This window comes from Moorena sp. SIOASIH (genome assembly GCF_010671925.1).
Classification (GTDB): domain Bacteria; phylum Cyanobacteriota; class Cyanobacteriia; order Cyanobacteriales; family Coleofasciculaceae; genus Moorena.
Window position 1 is genome coordinate 439,534 of sequence record NZ_JAAHIH010000002.1, and the last position, 17,301, is coordinate 456,834.

The 17,301-nt window shown below is 43.7% G+C and carries 5 protein-coding genes and 1 pseudogene; 3 read left to right on the forward strand and 3 right to left on the reverse strand.

Features of this window, described 5'->3' with window-relative positions; all coding sequences use genetic code 11:
* Positions 1–843: 843 nt before the first annotated feature.
* The 3 genes and pseudogenes from F6J90_RS09675 to F6J90_RS09685 all read left to right on the forward strand — a co-directional run bounded on the left by F6J90_RS09675 (position 844) and on the right by F6J90_RS09685 (position 14,948).
* Positions 844–1,986 (forward strand): annotated as a pseudogene (locus F6J90_RS09675) (IS4 family transposase).
* 161 nt (positions 1,987–2,147) lie between these two features.
* Positions 2,148–12,644: a LamG-like jellyroll fold domain-containing protein gene (locus F6J90_RS09680; protein WP_293092461.1), complete on the forward strand. Its 10,497-nt coding sequence runs from the start codon at positions 2,148–2,150 to the stop codon at positions 12,642–12,644.
* A 507-nt stretch (positions 12,645–13,151) separates the two neighbouring features.
* Positions 13,152–14,948, forward strand: coding sequence for a hypothetical protein (locus tag F6J90_RS09685; protein WP_293092463.1), 1,797 nt, complete (start codon positions 13,152–13,154; stop codon positions 14,946–14,948).
* A gap of 660 nt (positions 14,949–15,608) precedes the next feature.
* On the opposite strand, the gene F6J90_RS09690 is transcribed toward F6J90_RS09685, so the two are convergent.
* Genes F6J90_RS09690 through F6J90_RS09700 form a run of 3 tightly spaced genes read right to left on the reverse strand, consistent with a single transcriptional unit; the run spans position 15,609 to position 17,273 of the window.
* Positions 15,609–16,955, reverse strand: a complete 1,347-nt coding sequence (locus tag F6J90_RS09690; RefSeq protein ID WP_293092465.1) for a hypothetical protein — start codon at positions 16,953–16,955, stop codon at positions 15,609–15,611.
* Positions 16,930–17,055, reverse strand: a complete 126-nt coding sequence (locus F6J90_RS09695) for a hypothetical protein (RefSeq protein WP_293092467.1) — start codon at positions 17,053–17,055, stop codon at positions 16,930–16,932. The genes F6J90_RS09690 and F6J90_RS09695 overlap by 26 nt, the downstream gene beginning before the upstream one ends.
* A gap of 2 nt (positions 17,056–17,057) precedes the next feature.
* Positions 17,058–17,273 (reverse strand): hypothetical protein, encoded by a 216-nt coding sequence (locus F6J90_RS09700; RefSeq protein WP_293092469.1) that lies wholly within the window; start codon positions 17,271–17,273, stop codon positions 17,058–17,060.
* Positions 17,274–17,301 lie beyond the last annotated feature (28 nt).

A 17,301-nucleotide genomic window follows, 5' to 3' on the forward strand; every position in this document is an offset into this window, starting at 1 on the left:
CGGCTATACCCCTATACCCCTCGGTAGTGGTAAAGATGTAGTGGTTTGGCTACGGTTTGGTCAAGGTAACGGGAGCTAAAATCACTACTTGTTTACCACTACCGGAAGAGGTAGTGCTATCTCTAGTAAAGGAGGTCAACATTGTAGCGAGGGACCTTATCAACTTTGATGACGCGGATGTTCCGGAATTATTACCTAAGTAGGCACTGCCCACCCTACATGAACTGGAAAATCAAGGGTGAAATTTCTCGATGAAATTCGTTCAATAGTCCCTTCAAAACTATTCCAAATTTCCTCCGCACAGGTGGCATCGCATCAGCACAGGCAAATACCTGTTTCATTATCTGTTAAGCTTTCTCTAGAATTTACTCGTAACTGATATTTCCGTAATTACAGCGTTTTTCATAACTATTAGGTGCCCTTGACCCATTAAGAATTAAATTCGCGCGAGCGCCTCCTAGGCCGCTAGCAATCCCTCGCGGCCTAGGGTCGCGCCTATCGGCTTTCGCCGACGCGGGGCGCGTTCGGGTCGCAGAGGTACACAGAATTTTTTCCCTATTACCTATTCCCTATTACCTATTCCCTATTACCTATTCCCTATTCCCTATTCCCTATTCCCTATTCCCTATTACCCAGCCATCTTTACCTGACCCAATTGAAAACTGCTGTACTAAGTTGCAGTTGGTGATAAACGATAAATAGTGAAAATAAAAATGTGCCAAATTGTGTAAAATATCTGGGGGGGCGACGAAATAGCCTGAAAAGCTTTAAATGTAAAGCTTTGACCATTTTGTGGTAAAAAAAAATAGGTCCCTTATTTGCAACAAGACCTACCAATTGAAAATGTTACCTGCATTTTACCAAAACCACTTAAAAAGTCAACTTAATAAGTCAGAATACTTATTCATTCTAATTCTGCTTAGTCTCCTACAGACAATTAAAAAAGTAAATTTATAAAAATTAGCAAATGCTCTATCAATTCCCATAAAATTTGAAAGTCGTAGAAAAAGAATACAACGATTTTTATCATTGCCTAATCTGACGATTGAAAAAATTTGGTTCCCAATTGTTGAAACCTGGTTATCAACATACTTTACAACTGAAGAATTAATTTATGTAGCGATAGACCGCACAAATTGGAGTCGCATAAATTTCCTCATGATCAGTATAGTTTGGGATAAAAGAACCTTTCCTATATATTTTGAATTACTTCCCAAATTAGGGTCTAGCAATATTAATGAACAGAAAACTGCCCTATCTTCAGTGATGCCACTTTTAAAAAATTATAAAGTTTGTCTCTTAGGGGATAGAGAATTTTGCTCACTCAAGCTGGCGCAGCATCTCCAGTCGTTGGGTGTATATTTCTGCTTACGTCTTAAGAAGAACGAATTTATCGAAGTGAAAAATGATTTTTGGATTCAATTAAATAATTTAGGCTTAACACCAGGATTATCTTTGTTTATCCAAGGAGTTAAAGTGACCAAGACCCGTGGGTTTATAAGTTTTAATGTCGCTTGTAAGTGGCAACGTAAACTCAAGGGAATAGCCCCAAAAGAAGCCTGGTTTATTCTGACAAATCTTGAGAGCTTAGAGTTGGCGATTTCAGCTTATAAAAAAAGATTTGATATCGAGGAAATGTTTAGAGATTTTAAGACAGGTGGTTATAATATAGAGGAGACTAAGGTTGAGGGTAAACGACTTATTTCTCTAGTGTTATTAATTGCGATAGCTTACACTTCCTCAACAATTCAAGGTCAGCATATTAAACGTCAAGGAATACAAAACTATGTGGCTCGTGTCAAAGAATCTCGTCGTAGGGAACGCAGACATAGCAGTTTTTACGTTGGTTTATATAGCCAAACTTGGGTCAATCTCAAGGATGTTTGTCTAGAATTAGTAACCGAATTAATGAAATTAAATCCTAATAAACGAAAGTATTATCAACGAGGTCTAAGGGCTAGATTACTTATAGAGTCTGCGTTTTAGCTTATTTCGTCGCCCCCTCAGGTAAAATATTGTAAATTAAATGTGACATTTAGGCATTTTTCTGCCAGGAACGAAAAACAAAAAAAAATGTTAAGTATTGGAGGTAATAGCATTATTAACGATAAGGTCAATAGTGGTTTGGGCGAATTACGCAAAAGGTTATGCATCTACTACGAGACAAGCTTCAATTCGTTAACACCATTGCCCATGAAGGCAAAGTTGTGGTTATTGCCACCGATACAGACGGCAAGATTTGGTACACCATCAAGCAGGATGGCTTTGAAGACTCTTACCTCAACACTCCCGCAGACCAAAGGACAGGCTGGGAAGAATTCCAAGAACTGGAATTCCCGAATGAAACTCAGGATGACCAGTCGGTAATTGATAAACAAGCGGCAGAACTAACCCATCAAGGCGATCAGAGCAAATTTATTCTGCGTACGCGCTACAGAACCCAGAATGAATCAGCAGCTTTTCCGGTACAGTTAGTTTCGGCAACAGGTCACCTCTATGTTTTTCGTCAATCTAAGGCGGATTCTACCGAAACGACTCCCAATACCTTATTGGTAGACCGTTTCGTCCTCGATGGTATGACCAATCAACTGGTGCGGAAGTTGGATGTGCGGTTTAAGCGATCGCGTCAGAAGTATCAACCCATCGCCAGTATGAAGAAAAATGCTAACGGTGGACTCTCAAATATTGATTCTTTAGATTTTCGGGATGCTGATGGCAAGCCTTTCTATGAGCCGACCACGGAACTCACTCTGATTGAGAACCTTCACCAAGGTGGGTTTTCAGTAGTACTGTTACCGACCAATGAACACGATAATTACCGTTGGCACATTTTTGCTTACAACTCTCACACTCAGAAGGTAGAATTAACCTCCATTCGCGCTTCAGCAGAGGGATTGTTTGATGTCAAAGACTACACGGTTTTAGAACCCAGACCCGAAGCTAAGAATGCTTTAATCCCTCGTTCTATTCCGGGTATTATTAAGCGCAAGCTGGATCTCAATGGTGTTGAAGTCGCCAATGGCTTGTCAGCTACCAAATACGATATCCAGAAAGAGCAGCAAACTAAAGATGGAATGCAACTGCTCAAGAATTCGACCAAGGTCATGGTCGCAATTCCTACAACCCAGGGCAATGTAGCAACCTTGAGTTTTGCTGTAGCAGCAGATGGTACGTTGTCTGAGATTGATGCAAATCCCGACAATACTAACATCCTACGCAGTCAGAGTCGGGACTTACTTTTGCCCTTAAATACCTTAGATGAAATTAAAGCGATTGGGGATTCGACACCACCACCCCAAGCGCAGATCACGGGTATAGAAAGAGGGTATGAAGATAAAGTTCAGATTGTTTCTTCCCCATCTTCGGGTTTGAAAACTGGGGATACGGTCAAAATTGCCAACACCCAAAATTACAACGGTCATTATCAAGTCATCAGTATCGATGGTGATACCTTTGAAATTGCTGCCGAGTGGGTGAACAGTGAAATTGGCAGTTGGGAAGTGGTGCCGAAAACAGAGACGGGTTTAGTCTTTGATGGCATCATTACTGAGGTGGAAAGAGTAGCCGATGGTAAGCTGCAAATCACGGCTCTCAATCATGGCTTAGAAGCAGGTGATGAAGTCCAAATTGTCGATACCACTGACTATAATGGCAGCTATGGGGTTACCAAAATTGATGATGAAAACTTTACGATTAATGATCTGTTCTGGAAACCGGGTGAAGCCGTCAACCTGAAACTGGAATCCCGCAAGCGGCGGGGAGTCATGTTTGATGGTGCTGATGAGTATATCAAAACTCCAGCCCTAGAGTTAACCCCTCCTTCGGAAGAATTTTCCTTTGGCTATACTTGTTCAGCGTGGGTTTATGTCTCAGCTACGGGTAGTGGTGAACAGATTATTCTTGGAGAAGAAGACGAACACATTCAATTACTGGTTAATAACGGCACTGTAGCGTTGAAAGTCAAGTGTGCCAATGGTGTTGGCAAAACCACAGATACAACGACTATCCCAACGGGTCAATGGGTTCACTACGCCGGGATTATTTCCTCTGATGCCGCCAGTGACAAAACTATCTTAACTCTCTGTAAGAATGGTCAGCCGGTGGGAATCCCGACAGAAGTGGCATCACTATTTGATGCTCCCGAGAATTGGCAGCCGGAATTTTTGATTGGGAAGTCCTTGGCTGGCAAGATTGCTGATGTACAAGTTTGGGATAAGGTTCGGACTGCTAAAGAAATCAAAGATAGCATGTATATGCAACTTACCGGACGGGAAGTTGATTTAGTGGGCTACTGGCGACTGGGGGCAATTACTGAGGATAAGGAAAGAACAGTTGTTGATTTCTCCGTTTACGGAAACGACGGCACAGTTTATGGGGATGCCTTTGTGAGTGCGATTACTCTCAATCGTACTTTAGGAGATGGAACCACCCAAGCTGTTAAATACAGCAATGATGATTTGGTGGCGGTGAGTGCCCGGGCTACCTATATTGAAACCTTTGAGTTTAAAACCAATCCGAATCTCAACCCGAATAATGTTGATCGTAATAACGGCAAGTTATTTACGTTTTCCTATTGGGGGAAAAAGAGCCGCAGTGCGAAAAAACGTATCGAACAGAAACTTTTTACGATTGACACATCGGACTTTCAGTCTTTAGGCAACAACTGGTACAAAGCCACCTGTCGTTTTACTGTACCCGATGGGGTGGCAATGATCCGTAGCTTTGAACTGGGTAATGTTCAAGGTACATGGTCAACGTTGGAGATTCGCAAGCATCGGGTTCAGTTAATTTCTGATAGTATTACTGAGGTTAACTATACAGATAGTGTTAGTTTATCGACCTTGGCAGATAACTATGCTGAGTTACCCGGACAATTAAAAACATTAGAACAGAAAGAACAAGAAGAAGCGAAACTTCTTAAAGAAAAATCGGATCTCGAATATAAGCTGGCTGGGCTTGAGAGGGAAGATCTGAGCGCAGAACTAGCTGCACAGGAAGACATAGTCAACCGACGACGAACAACCAAGAACGAAAAATATCACAACTATCAGACGGAACTAGATAGTCCCTTTAACTATATCTGTAAGATCCAACTTTCAGGAGAGAGTCCAAGCGATTATCCCCGTCAAGAGATCTATGCTCAAGAAGGTGGTAACCGCAATGCCGGTCAAAGAATTGCTACTTGGTCTTTGGGAAATAACTGGCAATTCATAGAACAGAGTAACGATTCATACAAAATCAAACTTTCAGGAGAGAGTCTAAGCACTTATCCCCGTCAATACCTCCATGCTGAAGCAGGCGGTAACCGCAATGCCGGTCAACAAATTGTTACTTGGTATTCCGGACATAACTGGGTGTTCATAAAACAGAGCGACGGTTCATACCAAATCAAACTTTCAGGAGAGAGCGATAGCAGTTATCCCCGTCAATACATCCATGCTGAAGGAGGTCGTAACCTCAATCTCGGTCAACCAATTGTTACTTGGTATTCCGGACATAACTGGCAATTAATCAAACAACAAAAGTCAAGCAACAACAAAATTGATCAAGCCAATGCAGATTATAACAGTGCAAATGAAGAATATGAAAGAGAAAATGAGAAATTAAATAGACTCCAAGAAACCGTTAACGCTGGTGCTACTCAGCGAGAAGCTTGGGAAACTCGCCTTCAAGAAGTTAACAATCAACTGACTCAAGTTCAAAGTGAGTTAAATACTGCTAACAACACAGTAATCAACACAGTCAGAACTACTCAACAAACACCCCAAACATTACCAACACTCCACACCGTTAGTAATGGTTCTCAAAAAGGTTTAGTTACTCAAGGTGGATTACTCGGATTTGCCTCCCCCGCGACGCGCATCGCAGCCATTGAAACTTGTGAAGGTAACGTACAACTGAGCTACTTTGACAATCAAGGTCGCATGCGTCAAACTAACTTTGATGCGACCTCCGATAGTCGGAATACGACGTTTGAACAGTGGCTCCCAGATCAACTCCCTGTTGCTCTCAACTTTGCTGATAGTAACGGCAAAATTGAGTTAGCAAATCCATTTGTTTTGGGTGAGTCATGGACAGTGGAAACCTGGTTTTCCTTTCCATCTGCAGCGATGGAAAAACGAATAGACTATGTATACAATTTCGAGCACTATTTCGAGCAAAAACTCCTTGCCACTGACTCAAATGAATCTGACAACTTTGGTTCAAGTGTAGCAATTAGTGATAATATCGCTATTGTCGGAGCTTATAACCTAGACACGGGGGGCACCGACTCAGGTGCAGCTTATATCTTTGAGCGCGACAGCAGTGGTACTTGGACACAGACCCAAAAACTTCTTGCCAGTGACCCAGAGGCAGATGACAACTTTGGTCGGAGTGTAGCAATCAGTGATAATATTGCTATCGTTGGAGCTCAAGGAGAAAACACGGGGGGCACTAATACAGGTGCAGCTTATATCTTTGAGCGCGACAGCAGTGGCACTTGGACACAGACTCAAAAACTTCTTGCCAGTGACCCAGAGGCATATGACTACTTTGGTCGGAGTGTAGCAATCAGTGGTAATATTGCTATCGTTGGAGCTTATAACGAAGACACGGGGGGCACTAACGCAGGTGCAGCTTATATCTTTGAGCGCGACAGCAGTGGTACTTGGACACAGACCCAAAAACTTCTTGCCAGTGACCCAGAGGCAGATCACAACTTTGCATATGCCAACTTTGGTATAAGTGTAGCAATCAGTGGTAATATTGCTATCATTGGAGCTTATGCAGAAAACACAGGGAGCACTGAGGCAGGTGCAGCTTATATCTTTGAGCGCAACAGCAGTGGCACTTGGACACAGACCCAAAAACTTCTTGCCAGTGACCCAGGGGCATCTGACTGGTTTGGTATAAGTGTAGCAATCAGTGGTAATATTACTATCATTGGAGCTGGTGAACAAAACACGGAAGTCAGAGGTTCCGCTTATATCTTTGAGCGCGACAGCAGTGGTACTTGGACACAGACCCAAAAACTTCTTGCCAGTGAGCCAGAGAATTATGACTACTTTGGTCGGAGTGTAGCAATCAGTGGTAATATTGCTATCGTTGGAGCTCGAGGAGAAGACACGGGAGACAGAAATGCAGGTGTAGCCTTTATCTTTGAGCGCGACAGCAATGGTACTTGGACACAGACCCGAAAACTTCTTGCCAGTGACCCAGAGGCAAATGACAACTTTGGTCAGAGTGTAGCAATCAGTGGTAATATTGCTATCGTTGGAGCTGATCGAGAAGACACGGGGAGCACTGACGCAGGTGCAGCTTATATCTTTGAGGCAACAGTGACATATGAATATGCATCTGAACCTGCACGAAAAATTTTATTGGGTAGCACAGATGATAGTTCTCCCGTAGTGATTGAAGAGAATTCAAAACTGGGAACACTGATTGATGGAACATTTTACGATAGCGGCTATAATCTGGAGCGATTAACTCCCGGATGGCATCATCTAACTGCTGTTGGCAAAGATTCTACCACCATTTTCTATATCGATGGTCGTCAAGTGGCTGATGTTAAGCAAGCATACATCGATGCCGCAACAGATGATGCCACCAAAGAGGAACGAAGCACAGAAATTTGCCAAGCTACTAATATTAATATTTCTACCATTGGCAATAGTACCACCGGTTCTGAGCAATTTGGCAAATTGGCAGAAGTTCGAGTTTGGAATTTGGCTCTGAGTAAAGCAGAGATTGCGATTAACAGCAAAACTCGACTCAGTGGTAACGAACCTGGATTAATCGCTTACTATCCCTTGAACGAAGCGACAGGAACTGAGGTCAGAGACCTGACTGGTAGTAGTAATACTGGTAGTACTAATACTGGTAGTAGTAACAATAGTACAGATACTGATGCGGCTACCATTGAACATCTGGAACATAAGGTAATGCACTTTGATGGGGTGGATGATTATATAGAGGTTCCTGCTCACGCCAACCCAACTACAGCAATCACTGTTTCACTCTGGGCTAAAAGTAACACAGAGAATTGGAATAAGAATGGCTGTTTAGCTAGTAAACGAAACGCTTACATAATCTGCCCAGTGGAAGGTAGTAAATCAATCAAGTTTTGGATTTACACTAGGAAATGGCAAAACGTTGTCCATACACCATCAGAGATAGATATCAATCAATGGCATCATTACGCAGGAACCTTTGATGGCACGACCCTGAAATTATACATAGATGGTGTACAAGTAGCTAGTGAAAATATAGCAGGAGTAATCAGGGTAGATACAGGAGTATTATGTTTAGGTTGGGACGATGGGCTAGAATCTAGATATTTTGACGGTCAAATCGCCGAAGTCCGCATTTGGAACAAAGCCCGCACAGATGAAGAAATCCAAGCAGATATGTCCCAACGCCTAACGGGTCAAGAGTCAGGTTTAGTTGGTTATTGGCAATTAAATCAGATCCAAACCGAAGGAGTTCAACAAAAGGTTCTAGACCTCACAGGTAACAACAATCACGGTACCCTTAACGGAGCAATCCTCGAAGAGGACAATACCTTGCCTATTAGCAGCAATACTGATAGTGCCAATAGTAGTACAGTTCCCATAGAAAATCTGGAACATAAGGTAACGCACTTTGATGGGGTGGATGATTATATAGAGGTTCCTGCTCACGCCAACCCAACTACAGCAATCACTGTTTCACTCTGGGCTAAAAGTAACACAGAAAATTGGACTAATCATGGCTTTTTAGCTAGTAAACGAAATGCCTACATCCTCTATCCAGTAGGCAATGGTAAATCAATCAGGTTTTACATTGACATTAATGGATTTAAATTCGTCGAATACACACCATCAGACATCAATCAATGGCATCATTACGCAGGAACCTTTGATGGCACGACCCTGAAATTCTACATAGATGGTGTACAAGTAGCTAGTAAAAATATAGCAGGAGTAATCAACGAAGATACAGGAGTATTATGTTTAGGTCGAGATGATGGGCACTCTAGATATTTAAACGGTCAAATCGCCGAAGTCCGCATTTGGAACAAAGCCCGCACAGCTGAAGAAATCCAAGCGGATATGTCCCAACGCCTAACGGGTCAAGAGTCAGGTTTAGTTGGTTATTGGCAATTAAATCAGATCCAAACCGAAGGAAATCAACAAAAGGTTCTTGACCTCACAGGTAACAACAATCACGGCACGGTTCACGGAGCAATCCTCTTTGATGACAATACCTTGGCTATTAGCAGCAATACTTATAGTGCCAATAGTAGTACAGTTCCCATAGAAAATCTGGAACATAAGGTAACGCACTTTGATGGGGTGGATGATTATGTGTCCTTGCCCGCTGAGATTTCTAGTAACATTAGCAATCAAATTACTCTTGAAGCCTGGGTTTACAGCGATAGTCTTTCACAAGAGAGTAGCTACAGAAGTATCGTTACTGAGGTATTCCCTGGTTCCAACAGAAAGATTACTTTCCAACTTTGTTTAGATGGTTCCGATCACCGACTGCGAGCCGGATTTTTCAATGGGAGTTGGAGGCAAGTAACAGCAGGTTCAAGCTTTCCCATGAACCAATGGGTACACGTAGCGGCGAGTTACGATGGAGTGTCGATCAAAATTTATCAAAATGGTAGTTTGATTAGTCAATCTGCAAATCTCAATTTGTCCTTACCATCAAATACACATGGATGGCGGATTGGACGACGGCACGATAATGGTAACGCAACTGATATGTGGAATGGGCGCATAGCTGAAGTCCGCATTTGGAACCAAGCCCGCACAGCTGAAGAAATCCAAGCGGATATGTCCCAACGCCTAACGGGTCAAGAGTCAGGTTTAGTTGGTTATTGGCAATTAAATCAAATCCAAACCGAAGGAGATCAACAAAAGGTTCTGGATCTCACAGGTAACAACAATCACGGCACGGTTCACGGCGAAGCAATCCTCTTTGATGACAATACCTTGCCTATTAGCAGCAATACTGATAGTGCCAATAGTGGTACAGTTACTGATGCTATTAGCGGTAATAACGGTACTGTTATTGGTTCTATCTGGTGGGGTTGTGCGGCTCCCATTGGGAATCTGGGACATAAAGTAATGCAGTTTGATGGGGTAGATGATTATGTAGAACTTGGAGATTTTAATCCTGAAGACACTTTGACAGTTGAGTTATGGGTTAAACCCGAGAAGACTGATGATTTGCAGTGCTTTATTGCAAAAAATACTGAGGATGGAGGTAGTCTATTTGTCTTGGGTTATTACGCTGACAAGACTAGTCTCAATTTGCCTGGGTGGAATATTTGGTTGAAAGAAAAAACTGCTGGGGATTGGTTCCACTTAGCAGTAGTCATCAAGAAAAATCAGGAAAATGATTCTACAATTTCTCTTTATAAAGACGGTGTACACCGCCATAGCAGCACCACGGAAATAACTTTAGGGGATGGTTTACCTTGGACACTTGGACAGGATTGGGATCCCAAAAACTCTAGCCTTACAAAATCAGATTTCTTCCAAGGTCAAATCGCCGAAGTCCGGATATGGAACAAAGCCCGCACAGCTGAAGAAATCCAAGCCGATATGCACCAACGCCTAACGGGCAAAGAGTCAGGTTTAGTTGGTTATTGGCCCTTAAATCACATCCAACCCGAAGGAGATAGCCTCAAAGTTCTTGACCTCACAGGTAACAATCACGGCACGGTTCACGGAGCAACCCTCAAAGATGACAATACCTTACCTATAGGCAGCAATGCTTTAGTCAGTGCAGAATACAGCACCATTACCATAGACAAAGTTACCAATCGAAAATCTGCCATCATGCGGCGTTTCCTCGCCAGCCCCACCCTCAATGGTGTGGAATTGTTGCCAGACAAACGAATCGAAAAACTAGAACTGAAATGGATTGGTAATGCTCAATTTGCCCCCACCCTCCTCGGCTATATTGAAGGCGCTCCCCCCATACCCAGTGAAAATTTAACTGTTGATATTGATTACACCAGTGCAACTTCAGTAGAATTAGCCATATCTGAAGATGTAGAGTTTAGCTGGAGTCGCTCTCAGGATGCTGGTTTAGGAGCAAATATCGAGGGATTTATCGGCAGTGCTGGTGAAGTTTATGCTGGTATTGGAGTTGAAACACAAGTCGGAGAATGGAAAGCTGGTTTTGCAGGTAACCTTGACTTTAGCTACCAGTGGCAAAACGAAAGTAATATTACCTCCAGTTCTGCACTAAGCATGAGCGATCTCTTAGAGTTGCGGGGTACACCAGAATCAACCGTAAAATTCCCTCATCTTGGGCAACGGTTTATTCCCAAAAACGTTGGTTATGCTTTGGTCGTTTCTAGTTTAGCCGATGTATTTATCACTCGCCTGCAACGCAGTAAGAAAATGATTGGTTATCAGGTGCAGCCTGTAGATGGTATTCCACCAGACGTTAATACCATTACCTTCTTAATCAATCCCGCCTATACCATGAACGGTAGTTTGGATGGGATGACAGGCAGTAGTGCTAGTAGCGATCGCTTCTTCCGCCATGTCCCCGAAATGCGTGCCCAGTATGGCTCACTTTATCCCGCAAGTTACTATCGTCTCCAGGAAGCTTACGACCTCAAACAGCAGATAGAGAATGAGGATAAGCGGCGAGAGTCATATTTTGCACAGTTTAATGCGGGTTTAGTCGATGAAACCTCTTTAAACCGAAATATAGACAGTGGTGACGCTCCCCAAGATCTTGGAGTTCCTCGTGAAGAAGACAAACCGGATCAGGAGTTGACTGAAGAGGAAAAACAAGCAGCCCAAAAAAGACAACAAGAACAATTTGAGCAAGAAGCAGGAGCGGCAGCTCAACAGCAATCAGAAGCAGCCAAGCAAAAGCAAAAAGAAATTGATACCAAGATTACCGACCAAGAGACAAGAGTTCACGCCACAGACAGTTTTGCGGGTTGGCAGAAACGGATGGAAAACATCCAAATTCGCGCAGGCAAACGCAATATTGTCAACACCTATGTCTGGGATGCGGATGGCGGAATGCGCACAGAAGTTCAAAGCTTTGCCAATACAGCAGAACATACTGTGGGTGGCTCGTTTACCTTAAACGCTGGGTTAGGATTCCTGGGAGAGTTTACCGCAGGGGGAGTTGCTGGTGAACTCACTGCTCAGGCTACCATAAACATGACCCAAACCATGAGTAAAACTGAAGCTCGTAGCAAAGGCATAGAGTTGTATGTAGATACCAGTGGCGTTGAAAGTAAGGCAATTACTGATGAAAACGATTATCCACTACAGCCTGGAGAAAAAGTAGACCGCTACCGCTTTATGACTTTCTACCTGGAAGGTAGCACTCAAAACTTTAATGACTTTTTCACCTATGTTGTCGATCCTGAATGGCTTGCGAGTAACGATGAAGAAGCCCGTGCTTTGCGCCAAGCTAAAGGTAAAGCAAATAAAACCTGGCGGGTACTACATCGAGTTACTTATGTGGAACGTCCAGCACTGATGGGCTTTGGTCGGGATGTCCATCAAGCTTCTAGTGAAGATGGCGTTGCCATAGCAGTTGTCAACTACTTCCAAGATATATCTCAAAAGCAGAAAGTTCTTGAAACCAAGGTTGATCAACTTCTGACAATGCTCAAAGATATCAAGAGTTGAATGAATTAGGAAGTAAGGGTTACAGCCGTACCGAGAGCGGCAAGCCCCCTAAATCCCCCAATTCTGGGGGACTTTATCTCTCTTCTGTCAGTCTAGGAAAATCCAAGTGATTTCTAAATTTTAGAACGTTTGTATATTAAGCGATCGCCACCTGATTTCTTAATCCAAATTGATAAGGGTTGTAGTGATACGCCTGACGGCACGCTGAGTGCAAAGCACACGCGCTCGCGTTCGCGAACGCATCATCCGAAAGTGACAGAACAGAGATAACTCAAGAACCCCCCAAAGTTGGGGGATAGGGGGCGGAGGACTGGAACTCAAGAACCCCCCAAAGTTGGGGGGCTAGGGGGGCGAAACTTGTTCCCCCCAAAGTTGAGGGCTAGGGTACGGGGGACTGGAACTCAAGAACCCCCCAAAGTTGGGGGGCTAGGGGGGCGAAAGTTGCTGTCAATCCTCCACTCACCTTCCTCAAAGTCAATACCAGCAAAATATCAAAAGGAAGCAATCATGCCGACAAGATCACGGGTCAAGTTCAAACGGGGTGAGCGATACAAATACAAAGATCTCAAGTTCAAACGGAGTGAGCGATATAAATACAGAGATCTTAAGTTCAAACGGGGTGAAAAAGTCAGTCTCAGGGAACTTGAGTTTCGACTCAGTCGTATTACCCCAACATCAGAACTCTCTCCGGCAGAAGCCCTGGCGAAGCAGGTTCATCTCGCTGTCAGTATCTTAGGGGAAGATATCGCTAAGGAACTTCTACGACGGGAACAACATAATCAAAGACAGGAGATTAACCAATCCCGCGAAACCTTAGCCAATCAACTCAGTATCCCACAGGAACCCCAGGATTGGAGTAATGAGGACTGCCAAAATGCCATCAAAGGTCTTAACTCCGACTGGAAACACATTCACGCTACCCTCAAGAATGATACCGAAGCCCTAAAGAAATTAGTTGATTTCCGTAAACAACTCATAGATAGCTTAATCGATGAAATGCGGCAAAATTATCCGGGTTTGGTCGCCAGTTCAGTGGGTAGTAGCGACCTCACCTCTGACTATGATGTTACCCTAGGAGTGACTGATGGCAGTGTTAATGATGTCAATGCTGTCCAAGAACTCAATGCCCGCCTCAAGGAAATCTTTGGCAAACAACCAGGTACTGTCTTTGACACCAATTTCTACACCAACAACTTCCTCACTTTAAAGGAAAATATTCTTACGGACGGTTCAGTGGGTGAGGTAGCCCCAGCCGATAGTCCTAACGAAGCAACCGCCCCCATTACTACTGCCGATCAAGATGTGCTAGCACTGTTAAAACAACGGCGCTACATGAATCAGATTAAATGGGACGACTATGTCAGAGAAGTGACTAATGATATTACTGATTCAACCAAGCGGGCAGAAACTAGACGGCAGTATGATACAGCTAATGATATCTACCAAATCAGCCTCCAGGAATTATTAGAAGCAACTGGCGAACCTACAGCGTCAGTGCAACTCACTGCTGAAGAGGAAAGTTTGATTGAACTGCAACCCGTAGAAAGCCATGAACAGTTCCGTAATCAACTTTTACTTTCCCATAAAATCCGTGCCCAAGAAGAATCAAACTCCGACCTGGTATTAGAAAAAAGCAACGAACTCTATAACAATCGGATGTTACAAGTCAGGGAACTGCAATCACAAGTGGCAGCCCTCCCTGACCAAAATAGTGAAGAAGCCCAAAACCTCAAAGCCGACGTGGAACGACAGCTTAGTAACGCTTTATTCTTTGCGAGTGAAGCCTATCACAGTAAAGGCACAATTCTACATGTAGTCGAAGGTATTCAAGGAAAAAAACAAGAAGTGCTAGCAGCATTGACACCGAATCAAATCCTTGATTCTGTCAATGAACAATTAGGAGATTTCCTCAAAGACATCCGTCATTACACTGCTGAAGAAGTTGATGATGGCACAACATTTTATCGCGCTTCCAAGTATATGCACCGCTTGTTCGATGCAGTCAATCTTTTGAAAGAGAAAGGAACGATTGGTGATTTACACTTTGAAAGTCAATATGGTAGTACCAAGGATTTGTATGAAGCCATAGGGGAAGTACTCTTACCCGCCCGCAAAGGTAAATTTGGATTGTCACCTGAAGAAACGATGGAACTTGCCAGAGACACTGTCTGGAACATGTATCAGATCATTACAGCAGAGGAGTTGGAAGATATTGTGCTATCTCTGGTAAAGGAGGTCAATATTGTAGCAAGGGACGTTATCAACTTTGATGACGCGGATGTTCCGGAATTATTACCAGAGTAGGCACTGCCTACCCTACATGAACTGGAAAATCAAGGGTGAATTGTCTCGATGAAATTCGCTCGATAGTCCCTTCAAAACTATCCCAAATTTCCTCCGGACAGGTGGCATCGCCTCAGCACGGGCAAATGCCTGTTTTATTATCTGTGAAGCTTTCTCTATTTCATCTGCGGTAGGTGGGGCTATTTCTTCCCCCTCCCACTCTACAATCAACAAATCGTTGGGACTACAGTGAAAAAAAGCACAGAGTTGAGCGAGGGTAGTAAAAGCGTTCGCCTTTGGCGGAAGCTTCGCTTCATCGCACAAGCGCGGAAGCTTTGCTTCATCGCATTCGCTTCCCCATTTTCGAGTTCCCTTAATTCTTGGCGATCGATTCCCGTAGATTCATAAATTTCTTCGTAACTGATATTTCCGTAATTAGCTCTTAATTGTGCTAGTTTGGTTGTGACTTTTATCTTGCAAACTCACCTACTATTTTCTATTTTATTAAATTAGCAAAAATTCTAATAAAATTCCCACACTTCCCACACTTCCCACACTTCCCACACTTCCCACACTTCCCTTCTTTTTTACAAATATGAGATGCACCCTCCCTACTCCCTACTCCCTACTCCCTACTCCCTACTCCCTACTCCCTATTCCCTACTCCCTACTCCCTACTCCCTAATTACCAACCTTCAAACGCAGTTGTTGCCATCGCAAACCAATTACTGTAGCGATATAGAGCATATAAGCTGGTTCTTCCATCTGAGTGAAAATAAACCCACAAACACAAACCGAGAGCATCAGCAGTTTAGGCATTTCATCGAGGCAGACCCGACGCCAGACTATGGAGCAAAGATATAAGTAAGCTCCTACCCCCAAAAACCCAAAATCTCCCCAGATACCAGCCCAACCCCAGAACGGAGAGAACATACTACTTCCCTCCGCTAGCCAACTTGAGGCCACATATTGCCAAACTGCCTGGCTGACGGGAATAGTCTCGCCAACAGGAACACTGGTAGACCCCAATGGTGATAACAAAGCACTATAGTCCCGAATCATCCACCCTCCTAATCGACCGATGGTATGACCAGGACCAAGACCAAATACCCAATTCCACGGTGAATGATGATAGGTAAGAATAATCCGTATTCCTGAAAACTTGAGCAATGTTGCCTCACCTTCGGGACCATAAATTGATGGTCTAGCCCAGGTCGCAAAGGCACTAAATGCCTGGACATTTTGTACTGCCCAAGTAAATACTATAATAAAAATAACTGTACCTATTATATACAGCAATGTTTTTCCAATATCTTTAATATTCGTGAAAGCTAGGATGACAAAGCCTACCAAAAACATCAGTAGCACCTGCTTGGCGTCGGAGGTGAGTATATTGCCAAAACCAGCAACAAATACTAAAACCCGTAACCAAATTGGTTGGCTTTTAGCAGAGACTAGATAGTACACTGCAAAAGTGCAGGAAATTGAAGCCCCAACCACGTGACCCGAACCTGACCGATAAAAAACCCCTTGAACGTTGTCGCAATCTCCAGGTAAGTCGCAGTAATTCAGAACAAATTTCTGTATATAGATCAAAAAGAGATGGAAAATGACAAAACCTGTCATCCAGGATTGAAACCACTGAAAACGAGCAGCAGACAATGGTAGGCTAATTATTGCCAGCAGCATCATGAACGGCTCTGCCAGCAGTAGGTAACCTAGGATGACATTAATTGTTCCTGCACCGTTCCATAAAGCACTAGCAAACCCAACTATCAGTAATAGCCATAAACCAAACACTATTTCCTGAACAATGGCAATTTGTTTACGGTTCTTAGTCCGGCTTTTGACCAGTGCTACGCCACAGACAAAAGGGACTGCAGCGAAGTGGAAAAAATTAATGAGTGATGGTACTCCTACTAAGCCCAGAAGACGGGGAAAAAAAGTAGTGCTAAATGCCAACAATACCAGGGTAGATGTCTGAATAAAGCCCTTGTTTCGTTTAAAATATGCTGCTTGTGAGTTCATGGGCTATAGCATTTATCAATTGGGTGAGGTACTTTCGTCCTAGGTTGTAGGGAGTAGGGAGTAGGGAGCAGGGAGTAGGGAGTAGGGAGTAGCGCTGCATCGCTACTTGATTAACTCTTGCCTCTTGCCTCTTGCCTCTTGCCTTTCCTTAAGCGATGCAGCGCGGTCTTGGGGAGGCAGCGCGGTCTTGGGGAGGCAGCGCGGTCTTGGGGGTTTCCCCCATGAGCGACTGTGGTTCCCACGGGGCAAACAGCGGTGCGGACGCAGGTTCCGCACACAGACCCATGCGCCATGAGCGACTGCCGTGGTTTCCCCCATGAGCGACTGCATCAAGACAGGGAGTATG